Source organism: Streptomyces sp. NPDC052236 (assembly GCF_044548015.1).
GTDB lineage: Bacteria > Actinomycetota > Actinomycetes > Streptomycetales > Streptomycetaceae > Streptomyces.
In genome coordinates this window covers 206,295-227,068 of the sequence record NZ_JBIUBL010000005.1, presented here as the reverse complement: position 1 = coordinate 227,068, position 20,774 = coordinate 206,295, and the positions used below count along the sequence as shown (strand labels likewise).

General features: G+C 71.1%; 13 protein-coding genes. 4 read left to right on the top strand and 9 right to left on the bottom strand.

What is annotated here, in order from left to right; all coding sequences use genetic code 11:
• Positions 1–131: 131 nt before the first annotated feature.
• Complete coding sequence (gene pruA / locus ACIHCQ_RS11520) at positions 132–1,763, bottom strand: L-glutamate gamma-semialdehyde dehydrogenase (protein WP_399660579.1); 1,632 nt, start codon at positions 1,761–1,763, stop codon at positions 132–134.
• A gap of 47 nt (positions 1,764–1,810) precedes the next feature.
• Positions 1,811–2,737, bottom strand: coding sequence for a proline dehydrogenase family protein (locus ACIHCQ_RS11515; protein WP_399660577.1), 927 nt, complete (start codon positions 2,735–2,737; stop codon positions 1,811–1,813).
• Positions 2,738–2,910: 173 nt separating this feature from the next.
• Between ACIHCQ_RS11515 and ACIHCQ_RS11510 the strand changes: the two genes are divergently transcribed.
• Positions 2,911–4,341: a PucR family transcriptional regulator gene (locus ACIHCQ_RS11510; protein ID WP_399660574.1), complete on the top strand. Its 1,431-nt coding sequence runs from the start codon at positions 2,911–2,913 to the stop codon at positions 4,339–4,341.
• A gap of 31 nt (positions 4,342–4,372) precedes the next feature.
• On the opposite strand, the gene serA is transcribed toward ACIHCQ_RS11510, so the two are convergent.
• From serA to ACIHCQ_RS11480, 6 genes are all read right to left on the bottom strand, one after another.
• On the bottom strand, positions 4,373–5,965 hold the full coding sequence (gene serA, locus ACIHCQ_RS11505; RefSeq protein ID WP_399660571.1) for a phosphoglycerate dehydrogenase: 1,593 nt from the start codon (positions 5,963–5,965) through the stop codon (positions 4,373–4,375).
• Positions 5,966–6,225: 260 nt separating this feature from the next.
• Positions 6,226–7,227, bottom strand: coding sequence for a ketol-acid reductoisomerase (ilvC, locus tag ACIHCQ_RS11500; protein WP_399660568.1), 1,002 nt, complete (start codon positions 7,225–7,227; stop codon positions 6,226–6,228).
• A gap of 118 nt (positions 7,228–7,345) precedes the next feature.
• Positions 7,346–7,870 carry an acetolactate synthase small subunit gene (ilvN, locus tag ACIHCQ_RS11495; RefSeq protein ID WP_399660565.1) on the bottom strand — a complete coding sequence of 175 codons (525 nt, stop codon included), beginning with the start codon at positions 7,868–7,870 and terminating at the stop codon, positions 7,346–7,348.
• Between the two features lie 29 nt (positions 7,871–7,899).
• Positions 7,900–9,768 (bottom strand): acetolactate synthase large subunit, encoded by a 1,869-nt coding sequence (locus ACIHCQ_RS11490; protein ID WP_399660562.1) that lies wholly within the window; start codon positions 9,766–9,768, stop codon positions 7,900–7,902.
• A gap of 240 nt (positions 9,769–10,008) precedes the next feature.
• Positions 10,009–13,116, bottom strand: coding sequence for a putative bifunctional diguanylate cyclase/phosphodiesterase (locus tag ACIHCQ_RS11485; RefSeq protein WP_399660559.1), 3,108 nt, complete (start codon positions 13,114–13,116; stop codon positions 10,009–10,011).
• Positions 13,117–13,653: 537 nt separating this feature from the next.
• Positions 13,654–14,622, bottom strand: coding sequence for a 2-hydroxyacid dehydrogenase (locus ACIHCQ_RS11480; protein WP_399660557.1), 969 nt, complete (start codon positions 14,620–14,622; stop codon positions 13,654–13,656).
• 75 nt (positions 14,623–14,697) lie between these two features.
• Between ACIHCQ_RS11480 and ACIHCQ_RS11475 the strand changes: the two genes are divergently transcribed.
• The 3 genes from ACIHCQ_RS11475 to ACIHCQ_RS11465 all read left to right on the top strand — a co-directional run bounded on the left by ACIHCQ_RS11475 (position 14,698) and on the right by ACIHCQ_RS11465 (position 17,311).
• Positions 14,698–15,795, top strand: a complete 1,098-nt coding sequence (locus tag ACIHCQ_RS11475; protein ID WP_399660554.1) for an aldo/keto reductase — start codon at positions 14,698–14,700, stop codon at positions 15,793–15,795.
• Between the two features lie 159 nt (positions 15,796–15,954).
• Complete coding sequence (locus tag ACIHCQ_RS11470) at positions 15,955–17,112, top strand: PQQ-dependent sugar dehydrogenase (protein WP_399660552.1); 1,158 nt, start codon at positions 15,955–15,957, stop codon at positions 17,110–17,112.
• Between the two features lie 25 nt (positions 17,113–17,137).
• Positions 17,138–17,311, top strand: coding sequence for a DUF6191 domain-containing protein (locus ACIHCQ_RS11465; protein WP_399660550.1), 174 nt, complete (start codon positions 17,138–17,140; stop codon positions 17,309–17,311).
• Between the two features lie 372 nt (positions 17,312–17,683).
• Here ACIHCQ_RS11465 and ACIHCQ_RS11460 read toward each other — a convergent pair whose 3' ends face one another.
• Positions 17,684–20,734, bottom strand: coding sequence for an AAA family ATPase (locus ACIHCQ_RS11460; RefSeq protein ID WP_399660888.1), 3,051 nt, complete (start codon positions 20,732–20,734; stop codon positions 17,684–17,686).
• Positions 20,735–20,774: the final 40 nt, after the last annotated feature.

Sequence of the window (20,774 nt, the reverse complement as noted above, 5' to 3'; positions counted from 1 at the left end):
TACGCCTCCCAGGAGAAGGCTGTGAGTCGCTTGAGAGTTACACAACTCCAGCAACCATAGATCCGCGAACGCAGACCGCCCCCGTCCGGCGCGTGGAGGCCGGGCGGGGGCGGTACTGGAGTGGGCAGCGGTCACCCCATGTGCGGGTACCCGTAGTCCGTCGGCGCGACCAGCGTCTCCTTGATCGCGCGGGTCAGCGTCCAGCGCATCAGGTTCTGCGGAGCGCCCGCCTTGTCGTTCGTCCCGGACGCGCGCCCGCCGCCGAAGGGCTGCTGGCCGACGACCGCGCCGGTGCACTTGTCGTTGATGTAGAAGTTGCCCGCGGCGTACCGCAGCTTCTCCATCGTGTGCGCCGCCGCCGCGCGGTCGCTCGCGATGACCGCGCCGGTGAGCGCGTACGCCGACGCCGACTCCATCTGCTCCAGCATGGCGTCGTACTGCTCGTCCTCGTAGACGTGGATGGCCAGGAACGGGCCGAAGTACTCGGTCGTGAAGACCTCGTTGGCCGGGTCCGAGCACTCCACGACCGTCGGGCGGACGAAGTAGCCGACCGAGTCGTCGTACGTGCCGCCCGCGACGATCGTGCAGGTCGGGTCGGCGGCGGCGCGGTCGATCGCGGCCTTGTTCTTCGCGAAGGCACGCTGATCGATCACGGCGCCCATGAAGTTCGACAGGTCGGTGACGTCACCCATCTTCAGGCCGTCGACCTCGGCCGCGAACTCCTCCTTGAAGCCGGAGTTCCAGATCGAGGCGGGGACGTACGCCCGCGAGGACGCGGAGCACTTCTGGCCCTGGAACTCGAAGGAACCGCGGGTGAGCGCGGTCTTCAGGACCGCGTGGTCGGCGCTCGGATGGGCGACGACGAAGTCCTTGCCGCCCGTCTCACCGACGATCCGCGGGTAGGAGCGGTACTTCTCGATGTTGTTGCCGACCGTCTTCCACAGGTGCTGGAAGGTCTTGGTCGAGCCGGTGAAGTGGATGCCCGCGAGCTCGGGGTGGTTCAGGGCCACCTCGGAGACGGCGATGCCGTCGCCCGTCAGCAGGTTGATCACGCCCTTGGGCAGGCCTGCCTCCTCCAGCAGCCGCATCAGCAGCACGGCGGCGTGCGTCTGCGTCGGGGAGGGCTTCCAGATCACCACATTGCCCATGAGGGCGGGGGCGGTGGGCAGGTTGCCCGCGATCGCGGTGAAGTTGAAGGGCGTGATCGCGTAGACGAAGCCCTCAAGCGGCCGGTGGTCCAGCCGGTTCCACACACCCGGAGAGTTGGCCACCGGCTGCTCGGCGAGCAGGTCACGGGCGTACTTGACGTTGAAGCGCCAGAAGTCGACCAGCTCGCAGGGCGTGTCGATCTCGGCCTGCTGCACGGTCTTGGACTGGCCGAGCATGGTGGACGCGGCGAGCGTCTCGCGCCACGGGCCCGCCAGCAGCTCGGCGGCGCGCAGGATGATCGCGGCGCGGTCGTCGAAGGACATGGCGCGCCACGCGGGCGCGGCGGCGAGCGCGGCGTCGATCGCGTCCTGCGCGTCCTGCTGGGTCGCGCCTGCGAACGTACCGATGACGGCCTTGTGGTTGTGCGGCTGTACGACGTCGAAGCGCTCGCCGCCGCCCATCCGCCGTACGCCGCCGATCGTCATCGGCAGCTCGATCGGGTTCTCGGACAGCTCCTTGAGGCGGGCCTCGATGCGGGTGCGCTCGGGGCTGCCGGGGGCGTAGGAGTGCACCGGCTCGTTGACCGGCACGGGAACCTGGGTCACAGCGTCCATGATGGGCGAACTCCTTAAATCAGTGGGTCAGGTGGCCAATGGGGGGATCAGCCGCGGCTGACCAGCGAACGCAGGAAGAACGCGAGGTTGGCGGGCCGCTCCGCGAGGCGGCGCATGAAATAGCCGTACCAGTCGGTGCCGTACGCGATGTAGACGCGCATCCGGTGACCATCGGCGGCGAGGCGCTGCTGCTCGGCCTCCCGGATGCCGTACAGCATCTGGAACTCGTACTCGGCGGGCTTGCGACCGGCGCGGCGGGCGAGCTCCTGGCTGATGGCGATGATCCGCGGGTCGTGCGAGCCGACCATCGGGTAGCCCTCGCCCTCCATCAGGATCTTCAGGCAACGGACGTACGCCCGGTCGACCTCGGCCTTGACCTGGTACGCGACGGTCGCGGGCTCCTCGTACGCGCCCTTCACCAGCCGTACGCGCGAACCGGCGGCGGCCAGCGCACGGCAGTCGTCCTCGGTGCGGAAGAGGTACGACTGGACGACGGCGCCGGTCTGCGGGTAGCGCTCGCGGAGCTCGGCGTGGATCGCGAGCGTCGAGTCGATGGTGGTGTGGTCCTCCATGTCGAGGGTGACCGTGGTGCCGATCTCGGCCGCGGCCTCGACCACCGCCGTGACGTTCTTCAGGGCCAGGTCGTGACCGCCGGGGAGCGCCTGCCCGAAGGCGGAGAGCTTCACCGACAGCTCGGCGCGGGGGCCGAGCTCCAGCGGGGTGAGCGCCTCGACCAGCTCCAGGTAGGCGTCGCGGGCGCGCAGCGCCTCGCCCGGGTCGGTGATGTCCTCGCCGAGGACGTCGAGGGTGACCTCAAGACCGCGGTCGGCCGTGTCCTGGACGACCGGCATCGTCTCCTGGACCGTCTCCCCGGCGATGAACCGGCGCACCACGGATTTGGTGACCGGGGCGGCCGAGACGGCTCGGCGCATCTTGTCGCTGCGCGATGCGGCGAGGATCACGGGACCCAGCACGGGGACCTCCACGGAGAGTACGAAACAAAGCCGGCCGAACCCGTACGGCGCGGAACGGCACGAAGAACCACCGTGAAACTTAAGGATCGCTCCGTTGGCCTGCCATCGACAGCTGTCACGCATTCGTGGCCCGGATCTCAGACATATGTCTGAAGGGGTGGGAGAATGTCCGGGTGAAGGACGATTACCAGGAGCTGGTGGATGAGATCTCGGCGCTGCTCGCCGCCCCGGCGACGCTGGAGAACCGGGATTTCGGCCTGATCGCCTTCGGCGCGCACGACAGCGGCGACTTCGACGAGACGACGCTCGACCCGGTCAGGACGCGCTCGATCCTGACCCGGAAGTCCACTCCGGCCGTCCGCGCCTGGTTCGAGGGGTTCGGCATCGCCCGCGCGACGGGTCCTGTGCGTATTCCGGCGGCGCCGGAGGTGGGGATCTTCCGGGGGCGGATCTGTCTGCCCGTACGCCATCGGGGCGTCGTGCTCGGTTACGTATGGCTGCTGGACGCCGGTCCTGGCGAGCCGGAGCCGACGCGGGAGCGGCTGGCGGCGGCGATGGGGGTGGCCGAGCGCATCGGCGTGCTGCTGGCGGACGCGGAGCGGGCGGGCACGGATCTGTCGCGGGAGTTCCGCGCGGTGCTCACGGCGGAGCGCGGCTGGCAGTACGACATGGCGGTGGCGGCGTTCCGCTCGGCGCTGGGCGGCGGGGAGGCGGAGGGGCTGCACGCGGTGGTGTGCGTGCCGGGGTGGCGGGAGGACGAGGCTCCGTCGGCGCGGGCGCTGCCGGGGGTGGCGGCGGTGTGCACGGTGCCGTGGGGGGTGGGGCGCGCGGAAGGCGGCGCCGGCACTGGCGCCCCTGCGGGCGGGCGCGCCTCCTCGGGGGACGACCGAAGCGCCCGCAGCCGAGCCGACGCCTCGGCACGGCGTGGGGCGGGGCGCGCGGAAGGCGGCGCCTCCACCGGCACCCCGGCGGGCGGCAGCGCCCTCTCGGGCGAGGACCGCAGCGGCCGCAGCGCCCTCCGCCGAACCGGCGGCGCCCCGGCACTCCCCCACGGTGACTACGTCGGCTACGCCGACTTCGGCGGCGAAGCCGCCCCGCACGCCCTCGCCGTCCTCGTACGGCTCCGCTCCCCCGATGCCCTCTCGCCCGCGCTCACCATGGCGAACCGGCTCCGCACCGCCGTCGGCGGCGATACGGCGACGGCCGGGGTGGCGGCCCCCCGCCGGGGCCTCGCCGAGCTCAACACCGCCTGGGCGGAGGCGGCTGCCGCGGCCCGCGCGGCCAAGGCCAGGGCCGGGCTGGGACCGGTCGCCGAGTGGTCGGCCATCGGCCCGTACCGCATGCTGACGGCGCTGCCCCCGGGCCAGGCGCCCGACCCCGCCGTACGCCAACTGCTCGCCCCCGTACACGCGGAACTGGCCCGCACCGCCGAGGTGTTCCTCGACTGTGCGGGCCAGGCGGGGCGTACGGCCGCGGCGCTCGGGATCCACCGCCAGACGCTCTACTACCGTCTCTCGCGTGTCGCACAGCTCACCGGCCTCGACCTCGCGGAGGGCGAGGACCGGCTGCTGCTGCACATGGCACTGAAAGCCGCACGGCTCTAGCCCACAACCGACGCGGCTCAGTCGGCGGAGCTCAGTCGGTCAGGTTCACCGAACGCGCCGACGCCGCGCCGATCTCCTCCGAGATCTCCGTCAGCACCGACTGCGGTACGTCGTCGTCCACGGTCAGCACGACGAGCGCCTCGCCGCCCTCCTCCGCGCGCGAGACCTGCATGCCCGCGATGTTCAGGCCCGCCTCGCCGAGGATCCGGCCGACCGTGCCGACGACGCCCGGACGGTCCTCGTACCGCAGAACGATCATGTGGTCCGCGAGTGCCAGGTCGACGTCGTACTCGCCGATCGCGACGATCTTCTGGAGGTGCTTGGGACCGGCCAGCGTGCCGGAGACCGAGACCTCCTCGCCGCCCGAGAGCGTGCCGCGGACGGTGACGACATTGCGGTGGTCCGGGGACTCCGAACTCGTCGTCAGCCGGACCTCGACACCGCGCTCCTGCGCGAACAGCGGCGCGTTCACATAGCTCACGGTGTCGTCGACGACGTCCTCGAAGACGCCCTTGAGCGCGGACAGTTCGAGCACCTTGACGTCGTGCTGGGTGATCTCGCCGTACACCTCGACATCGAGGCGGACCGCGACCTCGCCCGCCAGGGCGGTGAAGATCCGGCCGAGCTTCTCGGCGAGCGGCAGTCCCGGCTTGACGTCCTCGGCGATGACTCCGCCCTGGACGTTGACCGCGTCCGGCACCATCTCACCGGCGAGCGCGAGGCGCACCGAACGGGCGACGGCGATGCCCGCCTTCTCCTGCGCCTCGTCCGTGGACGCGCCGAGGTGCGGGGTGCAGACGACCTGGTCGAACTCGAACAGCGGCGAGTCCGTGCACGGCTCCTTCGCGTACACATCCAGGCCCGCGCCCGCGACGCGGCCCTCCTTGAGCGCGGAGGCCAGCGCCGCCTCGTCCACGATCCCGCCGCGCGCGGCGTTGACGATACGGACCGTCGGCTTGACCTTGTGCAGCGCGTCGTCCCCGATCAGGCCCAGCGTCTCGGGCGTCTTGGGGAGGTGGACGGTGATGAAGTCGGAGACTTCGAGCAGCTCGTCCAGGGTGAGGAGCTTGACGCCCATCTGCGCGGCTCGCGCGGGCTGTACGTACGGGTCGAAGGCGACGATCTTCATGCCGAACGCCGACATGCGCTGCGCGACCAGCACGCCGATACGGCCGAGGCCGACGACGCCGAGGGTCTTCTCGCTCAGCTCCACGCCGGTGTACTTGGAGCGCTTCCACTCGCCGTTCTTGAGGGCGGTGTTGGCCTGCGGGATATTGCGCGCGGTGGCGACGAGCAGACCGCAGGCGAGCTCCGCGGCGGTGACGATGTTGGACGTCGGGGCGTTGACGACCATCACACCGGCCTTGGTGGCGGCGGAGACGTCGACATTGTCGAGGCCCACGCCCGCCCGGGCCACGACGCGCAGCTTCTTCGCGACGGCGATGGCCTCCGCGTCGACCTTGGTGGCGCTGCGGACCAGAATCGCGTCCACGTCGGCGATGGCGGGCAGCAGCTCCGCGCGGTCCGCGCCGTTGCAGTGCCGGATCTCGAAGTCCGGGCCGAGTGCGTCCACCGTCGCGGGCGACAGCTCTTCAGCGATGAGTACGACAGGTTTCGAGCTCACGTGAGTCCTCACAAGTGCAGTGCGGACGGCCGTCCCGACGGCCGCAGGCGGTGGAGGGGCTAGCCGCGTGGAAGACGCACGACACTGTGGGCCTGACGCGTTGTATGAATGAAGTGTAGTGGTGTCGTGCGACGCGGCTCGCGCCTTGATGACAAGATCACCCGTCCGTGGCCGGACGGGTTCCCACAGTGTCCAAAGGCGCTCGGACATGACGCCGGGGGGCCGGGACTCGCTCGTCCCGGCCCCCCGGCGCTCCAGGCTTACGCCTCGTCGTTGTCGACCCAGCTCATGAGCTTGCGGAGCTCCTTGCCGGTCGTCTCCAGCAGACTGCTCTCGTCCTGCTGCTTGTACTCGTTGTACTTCTTCAGACCGCCGTGGTACTCGTCCATCCAGTTCTTGGCGAAGGTGCCGTCCTGGATCTCGGCGAGGATCTTCTTCATCTCGGCCTTGGTCTGGTCGGTGATGATGCGGGGGCCGGTGACGTAGTCGCCCCACTCGGCGGTCTCGGAGACCGACCAGCGCATCTTCTCCAGGCCACCCTCGTACATCAGGTCCACGATGAGCTTCAGCTCGTGGAGGCACTCGAAGTACGCGATCTCCGGCTGGTAACCGGCCTCGGTGAGGGTCTCGAAGCCCGCCTTGACCAGGGCGCTGGCTCCGCCGCACAGGACCGCCTGCTCGCCGAACAGGTCGGTCTCGGTCTCCTCGGTGAAGGTCGTCTTGATGACGCCCGCGCGGGTGCCGCCGATGGCCTTCGCGTACGAGAGCGTCAGCCCGAAGCCCTTGCCGGTGGCGTCCTGCTCGACGGCCGCGATACACGGAACGCCGCGGCCCTCCTCGTACTGACGGCGGACCAGGTGGCCCGGGCCCTTGGGGGCGACCATGCAGACGTCGACGCCCGCCGGCGGCTTGATGAAGCCGTAGCGGATGTTGAGGCCGTGACCGAAGAACAGCGCGTCGCCGTCCTTCAGGTTGTCCTTGATGGACTCCTCGTAGACCTGGGCCTGGATCGGGTCCGGGACCAGGATCATGATGACGTCGGCCTCGGCGGCGGCCTCGGCGGGGGTCACCACGCGCAGGCCCTGCTCCTCGGCCTTGGCCTTGGACTTCGAGCCCTCGTGCAGACCGACCCGGACGTCGACACCCGAGTCACGGAGCGACAGCGCGTGGGCGTGGCCCTGGCTGCCGTAGCCGATGACCGCGACCTTGCGGTTCTGGATGATGGACAGGTCGGCGTCGTCGTCGTAGAACAGCTCGGCCACTGGGATATCTCCTTGGGGTGCACGTCGTGGAAGGGACGCTTTGTGTCCTACCGTACGGCGGGACGGTGTGGGGAAGGCGAAGGGTCTCGCCAGGCGAAACGGTCAGGCTGGGCGTGGGCTAGGCGGAACGGTCGAGCGCGCGCAGGGACCGGTCTGTGATGGACCGGGAGCCGCGCCCTATGGCGATCGTTCCGGACTGGACCAGCTCCTTGATGCCGAACTGCTCCAGCATCTTGAGCATGGCCTCCAGTTTGTCGGTGCCTCCCGTGGCCTCGATCGTGACTGCCTCGGGTGAGACGTCCACGGTCTTGGCGCGGAAGAGCTGGACGATCTCGACAATCTGGGAGCGCGTCTCGTTGTCGGCGCGCACTTTCACCAGAACGAGCTCGCGCTGGATCGCGGCGCCGGGCTCGAGTTCGACGATCTTCAGGACGTTGACCAGCTTGTTGAGCTGCTTGGTCACCTGCTCCAGCGGCAGGTCCTCGACATTGACCACGATGGTGATGCGGGAGATGTCGGGGTGTTCGGTGACGCCGACGGCGAGTGAGTCGATATTGAAGCCGCGGCGGGAGAACAGCGCGGCGATCCGGGCGAGGATGCCGGGGGTGTTCTCGACCAGGACAGAGAGCGTGTGCTTTGACATGTTCGTCGTTCTCTTTCGGCTCAGTCGGCTCAGTCGTCTTCGTTGTCGCCGAAGTCGGGACGGACTCCGCGCGCTGCCATGACCTCGTCGTTGGAGGTGCCGGCGGCGACCATCGGCCAGACCTGGGCGTCCTCGTGGACGATGAAGTCGATCACGACGGGGCGGTCGTTGACGGCGTTGGCCTCGGCGATGACCTTGTCCAGGTCTTCCGGGGACTCGCAGCGCAGCGCGTAGCAGCCCATGGCCTCGGAGAGCTTGACGAAGTCGGGGACGCGGGTGCCGCCGCTGGACTTGCCCGGCACCGCGATGCCGTCCTCGGGGCCGGAGTGCAACACGGTGTTGGAGTAGCGCTGGTTGTAGAAGAGGGTCTGCCACTGGCGGACCATCCCGAGCGCGCCGTTGTTGATGATGGCGACCTTGATCGGGATGTTGTTCAGCGCGCAGGTGGTGAGTTCCTGATTGGTCATCTGGAAGCAGCCGTCGCCGTCGATCGCCCAGACCATACGGTCCGGCTGCCCGGCCTTCGCGCCCATCGCGGCCGGGACCGCGTAACCCATGGTTCCGGCGCCGCCGGAGTTCAGCCAGGTGGAGGGCCGCTCGTAGTTGATGAAGTGGGCCGCCCACATCTGGTGCTGACCGACGCCCGCCGTGTAGATGGTGTCCGGGTCGGCGAGTTCGCCGATGCGCTGGATGACCTGCTGCGGCGAGAGGCTGCCGTCGTCCGGCTGGTCGTAGCCGAGCGGGTAGGTCTCGCGCCAGCGGTTGAGGTCGGTCCACCAGGCGCTGTAGTCGCCGGTGTGACCCTCGCTGTGCTCGGCCTGGACCGCCTGGACCAGGTCGGCGATGACCTCGCGGGCGTCTCCGACGATCGGCACGTCCGCGGTGCGGTTCTTGCCGATCTCGGCCGGGTCGATATCGGCGTGGACGATCTTGGCGTACGGGGCGAAGCTGTCCAGTTTGCCGGTGACGCGGTCGTCGAAACGGGCGCCGAGGGCGACGATCAGGTCGGCCTTCTGCAGCGCGGTGACGGCGGTGACCGCACCGTGCATGCCGGGCATTCCCACGTGCAGCGGGTGGCTGTCGGGGAACGAGCCGAGCGCCATCAGGGTGGTGGTGACGGGCGCTTGGGTGAGCTCTGCCAGGACCTTCAGCTCGGCGGTCGCGCCGGCCTTCATGACGCCGCCGCCGACGTACAGGACGGGCCGCTTGGCCTGGACGATCAGCTTGGCGGCCTCGCGGATCTGCTTGGCGTGCGGCTTGGTGACCGGCCGGTATCCGGGCATGTCGTGCTGGGGCGGCCAGCTGAACGTCGTCTTCGCCTGCAGCGCGTCCTTGGCGATGTCGACCAGGACCGGGCCGGGGCGGCCGGTCGAGGCGATGTGGAAGGCCTGGGCGATGGTGCGGGGGATGTCCTCGGCCTTGGTGACCAGGAAGTTGTGCTTGGTGATCGGCATGGTGATGCCGACGATGTCCGCCTCCTGGAAGGCGTCCGTGCCGATCGCCTTGGAGGAGACCTGGCCGGTGATCGCCACCAGCGGGACGGAGTCCATGTGCGCGTCGGCGATCGGGGTGACCAGGTTGGTGGCGCCGGGTCCCGAGGTGGCCATGCAGACGCCGACCTTGCCGGTGGCCTGGGCGTAGCCGGTGGCGGCGTGGCCCGCGCCCTGCTCGTGGCGGACCAGGACGTGGCGGACCCTGGTGGAGTCCATCATCGGGTCGTACGCGGGGAGGATCGCGCCTCCGGGAATGCCGAATACCACCTCGGCCCCGACTTCCTCAAGAGAGCGGATGAGGGCCTGCGCGCCCGTGACGTGCTCAACGGTGGCGGACGTCGGTCCGCCGTTACGGGCCCGCGGCTGCGGGTGGTGGGCCCCGGTGGCCTGCTCGGTCATCGGCATTCTCTTCTCGAAGCTGAGGGCGTTCGCGATGGTTTCGCGAGGGCGAGGGTTTCGCGAGGACTTCTATCGATTTGGCAGTGTGCCGGTGCAACAAAAAACCCCTCGTGCCGGGAGGCAAGCGAGGGGAGCGCGTCGGGAGGGTCTGCGGGGCGTTCATTGCCCCGCTCAGCCGACGCGCTGTCCAAGTACGAGAATTCGGGTGCGCATGGCATTGACCCTCCCCCCGGCCCGCTGTCACTGTCAAGCGGGTGGGACGCGCGTCTCATTATTTGGGCCATTGTGGGTGGTGAACGGGACACCGACACCATTCGTCAGGGCGCCGCCCGTCAGCGTGCCTCCCGCGAGAGCGCCACCGGTCAGGGCTCCGCCGGTGAGCGCGCCGCCTGCCAGAGCGCCGGCCGCCAGGGCCCCGGTGCCCGTGAGAGCGCCACCTGCCATAGCGCCGCCCGTCAGGGTCCCCGTGCCCGTGCGCACGGAGCCACCGGCCATGGCGCTGCCCGCCATGGCGCCGCCGCAGACCATGGCGCCGCCCGCCAGCGCGCCGCCCGTCAGGACCGGCAGGGCGAGCCCGCCCGGTACGGGGTACTCCCCCCGTACCAGCGCGCGGCGCAGCCGGTGCTCGTCCAGCGGCGCGGAGAAGGCCATGCCCTGGCCATGCGTACACCCCATGGCGCGCAGGGCGAGCACCTGCTCCGGCACATCCACACCCTCGGCCACGGACTGCATGCCGAGGTCGCGGGCGATCCGCAGCAGCCCGGCGGTGATCTTGTGCAGCCGGGCGGACTCCACGACGCCCTCGACCAGCCCCCTGTCCAGTTTCAGCACGTCCGCGGGGAGGCGGCGCAGGGCGTTGATGGCGGCGTATCCGCTGCCGAAGCCGTCCAGCGCGATCCGTACGCCCAGCCTGCGCAGCGCGAGGAGCCGCTGCTCCAGGTCCTCGAAGGAGATCCGCGAGTCGCTGTCGGCCAGCTCGACGACCAGCGCGCCCGAGGGCAGCCCGTACCGGCCGAGGAGGGCCTCGACGGAGCCGAGCGGCAGGGACTTGTCCAGCAGCTGGGCGGCCGAGAGCCGGACCGATACGGGCACCCGGTGGCCCAGCCTGAACCGCTCCGCGGCCTGTTCCACGGCCTCCTGGATCAGCCAGCGGCCGAGCTCGGCGGTACGGCCGCCATCGCCGGTCGCGGCCGTCCGGCTGTCGTCGGCGGCTGCCGCCCGCAGGAATTCGGCGGGGGTGAACAGGACGCCCCGGGCCGATCGCCAGCGGGCCTGTGCGGCCACGGCGGCGATCCGGCCGGAGGCGAGGTTGACCACGGGCTGGTGCAGGAGGGTGAATTCCCCGTCGTGCAGGGCGCTGCGCAGCCTTGCGGCCACTTCCGTACGGCGTACGACGTCGGCCTGCATCTGGGGGGCGTACAGCTCGACGCGGTCCTTGCCCGCGGCCTTGGCGCGGTACATGGCCAGGTCGGCGTTGCGCATGAGATCGCTGGGGGTGATGCCGGGCTCGGCGAAGGCCACCCCGATGGAGGCGGCGACCCGGGCCTCTCGGCCGTCCACGCGGTACGGCTGGGAGAGGGTGAGGCGCAGCCGGTCGGCGATCTCGTGGACCTGGCACTCGCGGGCGTTCTGGTCGCGGGTGCCGTCGCCGACGATGAGGGCCGCGAACTCGTCGCCGCCGAGGCGGGCGGCGGTGTCCCCGGCCCGTACGGAGTCCTGGAGGCGGCGGGCGGCCTGGATGAGCAGCTCGTCGCCCGCCAGGTGGCCGAGGCGGTCGTTGACGCCCTTGAAGCCGTCGAGGTCGATGAAGAGCACGGCGGTGCCCGGGTCGCCCGCGCGGCGGCCGGTGAGGGCCTGGCGGACCCGTTCGGTGAACAGGGCGCGGTTGGGCAGATCGGTCAGCGGATCGTGTTCGGCGTTGTGCTGGAGCTGCGCCTGGAGGCGGACCCGTTCGGTGACGTCCCGGCTGTTGAAGATCAGCCCGCCCTGGTGGCGGTTGACGGTGGACTCCACGTTGAGCCAGTCGCCGCTGCCCGATTTGAAGCGGCACTCGATCCGGGTCGTCGGCTCCTCGGCCGGCGGGGCGGCCAGGAACCTGCGCACTTCGTGGACGACGCGGCCGAGGTCCTCCGGGTGGATGAGGCTGGCCAGCTCGGAGCCGATGAGCTCTTCGGCGTCGCGTCCGTAGACTCCGGCGGCGGCGGGGCTGACATAGCGCAGGATCCCGCTGGGGGCCGCGATCATGATGACGTCGCTGGAGCCCTGCACCAGTGAGCGGAAGTGGTTCTCCTTCTGCGCCAGCTCGTGGGTGAGGGAGATGTTGTCGAGCAGCATGATCCCCTGGCGTACGACCAGCGCGAGCACGACGGCGCAGCCGGTGAGGACGACCACGCGGTCGACGCGGCGGCCCTCGATGACGTTGTAGAGGATTCCCAGGGTGCAGACGGCCGCCGCGAGGTACGGCGTGAGGGCGGCCAGCGAGCCCGCGACGGGGCGGCTGGGGTGGCGGGGCCCGCGCTGGGGCCGTGCGGTCTCGGCCGTACGGCGTACGCCCCAGGGGGCGTACGCGAGCAGCAGGGAACCGGCGAACCAGCCGGCGTCGAGGAGCTGCCCGGAGCGGTAGTTCTCGCGCAGCAGAGGCGAGGTGAACAGGGCGTCGCACAGCACGGTCAGCGCGAGGGCGGCGATGGCGGTGTTGACCGCGGAGCGGTTGGCGGCCGAGCGCCGGAAGTGCAGTGCGAGCACCATGCTGACCAGCACGATGTCCAGGAGCGGGTAGGCCAGGGAGAGCGCCGCGGGGGCCACGCTCTCGCCCTGCACGCGCGCGGTGTGCGCGAGCGCGAGGCTCCAGGAGAGGGTCAGCAGCGAGCCGCCGATCAGCCAGGCGTCCAGCGCGAGGCAGACCCAGCCCGCTCGGGTGACCGGGCGTTTGGCGAGGACGAGGAGGCCCACGATGGCGGGCGGCGCGAAGCAGAGGAAGAACAGATCGGCGATGGAAGGACTCGGTACGTCGCGGTCCAGTACGACCTCGTACCAGCCCCAGACCGCGTTTCCGATGGAGGCCATGGCGGAGGAGACGGCGAACAGCAGCCAGGCGGGGCGGAATCGGCTCTGGCGGGTGCGGGCGTAGAGGAAACAGGAGACGGCGGCGACGAGGGCGGCGGCGCTGAGGCCGAAGTCGCCCATGATCAGGGCCAGTTCCCGCGACCCCCAGCCGAGGGCGGCGCCGATGCCGTACCCGGCGCAGACGGTGGCGAGGAGGAGCTGGGGGAGCAGTCCTGGGACGGCGGGGCCGTCGGCGGCGGCGGGGGCGGCGGGCGCCTGGCGGGCCACGAGCACGGTGTTGGCGGTCATAGGGCCGCTCCGGGGAGCACCGCCGTCGGTGTGGCGGCAAGATCGCGTGCTGGTTGCGGCGGGCGTGCCGGGTCCGGGCGGCATGCCGGGTCCGGCCGGCGTCCCGCTGTGGGTTGCGGCGTGCGTGCCGGGTCCGGCCGGCATCCGGGGCGTGAATGGCATCCCTGCTGCCGGTACCCCGGTTGTGGCCGGTATCCCAGTTGTGGCTGATATTCCACTGTGCGTTCTGGCCTGTGTCCCGCTGTGTGTCGCGGTCGGCGTTCCAGAGCGTACGAGGGTCGCTGTCGACGGCCCCGCCGCGTCGGGTCGTTGGTCCATTGGCCGTACATCGCCCGTCGCCCCCCTTGAAATCTGATCGGCAGTCAGGTCGTGCTGCCGCATCGCCCCTGCCCGATGCGGCCCCCAGGTGGGGACGATACACCAGATCGGTCACTCAGGGACATACCCCCTCTACTCTCCGTAACGAAAAGCGGAGAAAGCGGCACGCCACGCATTCAGATGACTTCATAGAGTGCACGGATGGCGGGGCGAAAAGGTTCACTGCCCGGTGGTGAGAACCAGATTTCGCGCCGGTTCGCCGGCCGCGAACCGGGTCAGCTGCCCGGCGAGGAGCCGCTTGGCGCGCGGCAGGAACGCCGATGTGGAGCCACCGACATGGGGGCTAATCAAGACACCTGGAGCGTGCCAGAGCGGATGTCCCGCGGGCAGCGGTTCGGGGTCGGTGACGTCGAGGGCGGCGGTGATGCGCCCGCTCTCGATCTCCGCGAGCAGCGCCTTTGTGTCGACGACCTGACCGCGGGCGACGTTCACCAGGAGGGCTCCGTTCTTCATCCGGCCCAGGAATCCGGCGTTCACCAAGCCCTTCGTCTGCTCGGTGAGCGGGGTGGAGATGATCACGACGTCGGCTTCGGGGAGCAGGACGGGCAGGTCGGTGAGTGCGCGCACGTCGCCGCGCTTTGCAGTGCGGGCGGAGCGCGCGACGCGTGCCACCCGCGCGCATTCAAACGGCGCGAGCCGGTCCTCGATGGCGGCGCCGATCGATCCGTACCCGATGATGAGCACCGACTTGTCGGCGAGCGCCGGATAGAAGCCGGACCGCCATTCTTCCTTGTCCTGGCCGCGTACGAAGCCGGGGATGCCGCGCAGGGAGGCGAGTATGAGGGCGAGCGTGAGCTCGGCGGTGGAGGCCTCGTGGACGCCCTTGGCGTTGCACAGCTGGACGCCGGCGGGGAGCGAGCCGAGGCCCGGCTCCACATGGTCGATCCCGGCGGACAGCGTCTGGACGACGCGTACGGATGTCATCGCGGCCAGCGGACGGATCGCGATCTCGGTCGGCTTCAGGTAGGGGACGGCGTAGAAGGCGCAGCGGGCGGGATCAGCGGGAAAGTCCGGACCACCGTCCCAGAAACGGTAGTTGAGGCCGGCGTCGGCCGGGTCGGGAAGGCCTTCGATCTCGGCGGCCTGAAACGGGAGCCATACGTCGTCCGCGGTCATGGTCAGAGTCATGGTCAGGAGGCTATGCGAAGGGCCGCGGTCCGCATTGGCTAGTTTGGGGAGCGGCCGGAGGAGAGGTACGGGGAGTTGGAGCGCAGGACAATCGGGGCGGCGGCCCTTGAAGTGGGCGCTATTGGGCTCGGGTGTATGCCGATGAGCTGGGCGTACACGGGCTCGCAGCAGCGTGGGGAGCGCTCGCTCCGTACGGTGCACGCTGCCTTGGACGCCGGCTCCAGCCTGCTGGACACCGCCGACATGTACGGGCCGTTCACCAATGAGCTGCTGCTCGGCCGGGTGCTGAAGCAGCGGCGGGCGGACGCCTTCGTATCGACGAAGGTGGGGCTGCTGGTGGGCGATCAGCATGTGGTCGCCAATGGGCGGCCGGGGTATGTGAAGCGGGCCTGCGACGCGTCGTTGCGGCGGCTGCAGATCGAGGCGATCGACCTCTATCAACTGCACCGGGAGGATCCGGAGGTACCGGTCGAGGAGACGTGGGGCGCGATGGCGGAGCTGGTGGGGGCGGGGAAGGTGCGGGCGCTGGGGATGTGTGCGGTGGGGGCGCGGGCGGCGCGGCGGATCGGGCGGGTGGCGTACGGGGCGCGCCCCGGGGCGCAGTCTGGGGGCCGCCTTGGAGCCGGCCTTTCAGCTGGTCCTGGAGCTGGTCCTGGTCCTGGTCCTGGAGCGGATCTGCATGCAGGAACGATCCGGCAGCTTGAGCGGGTCCAGCAGGTGTTCCCGGTGAGCGCGGTGCAGGCCGAACTGTCCGTGTGGGCGCCGGAGGCGCTCGGGCGGCTGTTGCCGTGGTGCGAGGCGCGGGGGGTGGGGTTCCTGGCGGCGATGCCGCTGGGGAACGGGTTCCTGACGGGGCGGCTGACGCCGGGACAGGGGTTCGAGCCGGACGACGTACGGGCGCGGCATCCGCGGTTCACGGCGGAGATGATGGCGGCGAACCAGCCGGTGGTGGCGGGGCTGCGGCGGGTCGCGGAACGGCACGGTCCGGGGGCGACTCCGGCGCAGGTGGCGCTGGCGTGGGTGCTGGGGCGGGGGCGGAGTGTGGTGGCGGTGCCGGGGACGAAGCGGGACGAGTGGGCGGTGGAAAACGCGGGCGCGGCGGGGCTGGCGCTGACGGCGTACGACTTGGCGGAGATATCGGGGCTGCCGCCGGCGCGCGGTTCCTGGGACTGAGTCCCTGCGATTGAGTCCCCGGGATTGAGTCTCTGGGATTGATTAGGGCGGCGTTTCTTCTCTGAAGATCGGGAACCCGGAAGGACTCCGCGGTGTAAGAACAGTAGTCAGGCAGCTCAAGCAGCCGTCGAAGGGATCAGATCTGTGCAACGTCCTGCTGTGACGGCCGTATTGGCCACCGCCGCGCTTCTCTTCGTGGCCGGGTGCTCGTCCGGTGGCGATGAGTCGGCGGCCGGCCGGAAGGGACCGACCTCGTCCACCCCGGCGCCCCCCGCCTCCGTCTCGGCCCCGGGCGGCTCGCCGAGTCCCACGGGGCCGCCCGCGAAGGGCTCGGTGAAGGTGGTCTCCACGCTGACCGAGGGGCTCGAGTCGCCGTGGGGCACCGCCGCACTGTCCGACGGCGACCTGCTGGTCGCGTCGCGCGACGAGGGGACGATCACCCGGGTCGACGGGGAGAGCGGCAAGAAGACCGTGATCGGCTCGGTGCCAGGGGTCTCCCCGGGGGGCGAGGGCGGCCTGTTGGGCCTGGCCGTCTCGCCGTCATTCGCCTCGGACCGCCAGGTGTACGCGTACTTCACCACGGCGTCGGACAACCGCATCGCCCGCATGCTGTACGACGAGAACAAGGCCGCCGGGCAGCAGTTGGGCGCGCCGGACACGGTACTGAGGGGCATCCCCAAGGGCATCGTCCACAACGGCGGGCGGATCGCGTTCGGCCCGGACAAGATGCTCTACGCGGGCACGGGCGAGACGGGTGACACGGGGCTGGCACAGGACAAGCAGTCGCTGGGCGGCAAGATCCTGCGCATGACCCCGGACGGCCGGCCGGTGCACGGCAACCCGGAGGCCGACTCCCTCGTCTACTCCTACGGCCACCGCAATGTGCAGGGTCTCGCCTGGGACGCCGACAAGCGCCTGTGGGCGGCGGAGTTCGGCCAGAACACCTGGGACGAGCTGAATCTGATCGAGCCGGGCAAAAACTACGGCTGGCCGGAGGTCGAGGGCAGGGGCGGGAAGTCCGGCTTCGTCGACCCGGTGGCCCAGTGGAGGACGGCGGAGGCCTCGCCGAGCGGTATCGCGTACGCCGGGGGCTCGATCTGGATGGCGTCGTTGAGGGGCGAGCGGCTCTGGCGCATCCCACTGGCGGGGAGGGAACCCTCGGCGGAGCCCCAGGCGTTCCTGGAGGGGACGTACGGCCGCTTGCGTACGGTGCTCTCGGCAGGCGGCAACAAGGTCTGGCTTGTCACGAGCGAGACGGACAAACGGGGCACACCCGAGGCGGGGGACGACAAGATCCTCCAGCTGGAGGTGAGGTAGCAGAGGCGGAAGGGGTGGACAGCTGGTGTTCAACGTCTTCGAGGAGTTCTTCGCACCGGGCCGCAAGCACACCGAAGAGGAACACAACCGCCTGGCCCTGACGAGAACGGACGTGGGTGACAGCGACCCCGGCCGCGGCCCCATAGACCTGGACTCGGGCAAGGTCACGGTCCGCGCCGCGGAGGAGCGGCTGCCGTAACGGGTAACCGGGGGTGGGCCGTGGGGCGCGGACGAGCCGGCTCCCTGGAGTGCCGCGGCGTCCGCCGCGACGGGCGCGGGGGCGCAGACCGGACCCGAGCGGCCTCCGGACCCGAGCGGCCTCCGGCCCCGACCCCGTCGCGCCGGGACCACGGCGCGGAGCCACCGCCGGACATGAGGGCGGCGTTGGACGCGAGGGCGCCGTTGGGCCGGGGCCTCCGCGGGGCCGAGCAGCCCCCGGCCACCACCCCGTGCGCGCCGGCTCACGACGTGAAGCCGCCGCCCGGGCGACGGGGGCACTCCGCAGCGAGGGCGGGCGCAGGCCCCTCGGGCCGGGGCCCCGGGAAGCGCCCCGCTGCCTCTGGGGGCTGGGTCAGGCCGGGGTCTGCTGGGGCGCCTCCTCCGGGGGTTGGAAGAGGCGCAGACGGTGGGCCGTCGCCGCCGCCTCGCCGCGGCCCGAGACGCCAAGTTTGGCCAGGATGTTGGAGACGTGGACGCTCGCCGTCTTCGGGGAGATGTAGAGCTCCTCGGCGATCTGGCGGTTGCTGCGGCCCGCCGCCACCAGGCGCAGGACGCCCTCCTCGCGGCGGGTCAGGCCGAGCGCCGGAGCTGCCGTGGCAGCGGGCGGCGGCGCCGGGGCGTCGGTCAGGGGTATGCGGGCGCGCCGGGCGAGCAGGGCGAGGTCCTCGGCGAGGGGGCGCGCGCCCAGGTGTTCGGCCGTGGTGTGGGCCTGGCGCAGGAGCTCGGCGGCCTGGGTCCGGTCAGAGGCGAGCAGGGCCTCCGCCCAGCGGTGGCGGACCCTCGCCAGGTCGTACGGGCGGTCCAGCCGGGCAAAGGCCGCACCGGTCTCCGCCCAGTCCGCCACGGTCTGCGTGCCCCCCGCGCCCTCGGCCCGTCGCAGTTCCGCCCGGACCCAGCGCTCGTGCGCCATCCACACCGGCGCCGCCGTGACCAGAACGCGGCTCGCCTTGCGGATCCGCTCCAGCGCCTCGGCGCGGCCCGGTTCCGCGGCGGGCAGGCCCCGCGTATCGGCCTCCAGCGTGGCCGCGGCGCGCAGCAGCGGCCACGCGTACCGCTGGGTGCCCGGCGGGAAGCCCGCCGCCGCCGCGCGCTCGAACTCCGCCCGCGCGTCCAGCACCCGCCCCTGCGCCGCGGCGACGCTCAGCGCCAGGGTGTGCAGGGGAAGGGTGTTCTGCGGTACGGGGTCGTGCGGCCCGAAGTGGGCGCGTGCGGTCTCCACGTGCTCGGCCGCCCTCGCCACGTCGCCCCGGGCGAGTATCAGGAAGGCGGACCAGGTCGTGGCAGATCCGCGCGGCTTGGGGCTCAGCGCGATACGCAGGGCCCGTTCCGCCATCTGGAACGCCTCGTCCCACCGCCCGAGCGACCCGTACGACTCGACCATGTTGGAGGAGATCCAGGCCTCGGTGTCCAACAGGCCGTAGTGACGCGAGAGTTCGATCCCCTCCGTGAGGACGTCCACCGATTCCTGGGAGCGGCCCGCCCCCTCCAGCACGGACGGCAGATTCACATGCGTCCGCCCCACATGTGCGGGCAGACAGAGTGCGATGACCCGCTCTTTGACGGCGTACATCTCCGCGAGCCCGCCCTCGACGTTGCCCGCGTCGGCCAGCAGGCAGCCCAGCGTGAGGCGGGCACGCAGCTCGATGTCCTCCTTGCCGACCATGCGCGCGTACTCCACCGCGCGCTCGGCCGTCGCGAGGCTGCCCGGCCCGGGATCGTGCACCATGCCCCAGCCTGCCGCCTCCGCCAGCACCTCCGCGTGGACAGCGGACGGCGGCAGTCCGCGCACCAGTTCCTGCGCCCTCCCCAGCTCCGCCCAGCCGTTGCCACGCCCCAGCGAGCAGATCAGCCGGGAACGCTGGACCGAGAACCACGCGGCGCGCAGCGCGTCGTCCTCCGCCTCCGCGAGCCGCTGGGCCCGCTTCGTTATCTTCAGAGCGCGCTCGCGCTCACCGCAGAGGCGGCCCGCTACGGACGCCTCCGCCATCAGGTCGAGATAGCCCAGCGGCGAGGTGGCCGGATCGCAGCCGCACGGTGGGTAGACCTCCGCGTGGTCGACGGGCCGCAGCGCCGCCCGTACCTCGTCGGGCACCTCCTCCCAGAGCTCCATCGCGCGCTCCAGCAGGTGCAGCTGCTCGGCGTAGGCGTGCCGCCGCCGGGCCTCGACGGAGGCGCTGAGCACGGCGGGCAGCGCCTTGGCCGCGTCGCGGGCGTGGTACCAGTACGTCGCGAGGCGCGCCGCGCGCTCCGCGTCCCGGACGAGGGACGGATCGGACTCCAGCGCCTGTGCGTAACGCCGGTTGAGCCGGGAGCGCTCGCCGGGCAGCAGGTCGTCGCTGACGGCCTCGCGCGCGAGGGAGTGCCGGAAGCGGTAGCCGTCGCCGTCGGACGTGGCCAGCAGGATGTTCGCGCCCACCGCCGCCCGCAGCGCCTCGATGAGGTCGTCCTCGCTCAGCCCGGCGACGGCAAACAGCAGCCCGTACTCAACGGTCGAGCCGCCCTCCGCGACGATCCGCACCACCCGCTGCGCGTCTTCGGGCAGCGCCTCGACCCGTACGAGAAGGATGTCGCGCAGCGAGTCGGGAAGCCCCGTCGAGGAATCGCCGGTCATGCCGCAGGCGAGCTCTTCGACGAAGAAGGCATTGCCGTCCGAGCGCTCGAAGACGCGGTCCACCAATGCGGGTTCCGGCTCGGCGGCGAAGATGCCGGCCATCTGGCAGTGGACCTCGCCGCGGTTGAAGCGGGTCAGCTCGATGTGCTGGACGGTGCGCATGCGGTCGAGCTCGGCGAGGAAGGGCCGCAGCGGGTGGCGCCGGTGCACGTCGTCGGAGCGGTAGGTCGCGATCACGACCAGCCGCCCGCGGCGCAGGGTGCGGAAGAGGTAGGCGAGGAGGTGGCGGGTGGAGGCGTCCGACCAGTGCAGGTCCTCCAGAACCAGGACGACCGTACGGTCGGCGGCGATCCGCTCCAGCAGGCGCGCGGTGAGCTCGAAGAGGCGCGCCATGCCTTCCTCGTCGTGCGGGCTGTGGTCCCGGCGGGCGGCTTCCCCCAGCTCGGGCAGCAGCCGCGCCAGCTCGTCCTCCTGACCCGCGGCGGCAGCGGCCAGCTCCTTCGGCACCTGTCGGTGCAGGGCGCGCAGGGCGGTCGAGATAGGCGCGAACGGAAGCCCGTCCGCGCCTATCTCGACACAGCCGCCGACCGCGACGACGGCCTCGCGGCGGCACGCCTCGGCGAGCAGCTCCTCCACGAGACGGGTCTTGCCGACCCCGGCCTCACCGCCGATGAGCAGTGCCTGCGGCTCTCCCGCGGCGGCGCGGGTGAGTGCATCGGTGAGCCTGGCCAGTTCGGCGGCGCGGCCGACGAACACCGGGCTGACGGACCTGGTTTCCATGTCGCCGAGCATCGCACGGCCCTCTGACAACGCGGCACTTCTTATCGGGATG

What these genes read in the sequence shown, in the direction of transcription:
- ilvN (WP_399660565.1), bottom strand. Translation starts at nt 7,870, where the DNA reads ATGTCAAAGCACACGCTCTCTGTCCTGGTCGAGAACACCCCCGGCATC.
- ACIHCQ_RS11490 (WP_399660562.1), bottom strand. Translation starts at nt 9,768, where the DNA reads ATGCCGATGACCGAGCAGGCCACCGGGGCCCACCACCCGCAGCCGCGG.
- pruA (WP_399660579.1), bottom strand. Translation starts at nt 1,763, where the DNA reads ATGGACGCTGTGACCCAGGTTCCCGTGCCGGTCAACGAGCCGGTGCAC.
- ACIHCQ_RS11485 (WP_399660559.1), bottom strand. Translation starts at nt 13,116, where the DNA reads ATGACCGCCAACACCGTGCTCGTGGCCCGCCAGGCGCCCGCCGCCCCC.
- ACIHCQ_RS11480 (WP_399660557.1), bottom strand. Translation starts at nt 14,622, where the DNA reads ATGACTCTGACCATGACCGCGGACGACGTATGGCTCCCGTTTCAGGCC.
- ACIHCQ_RS11460 (WP_399660888.1), bottom strand. Translation starts at nt 20,734, where the DNA reads ATGCTCGGCGACATGGAAACCAGGTCCGTCAGCCCGGTGTTCGTCGGC.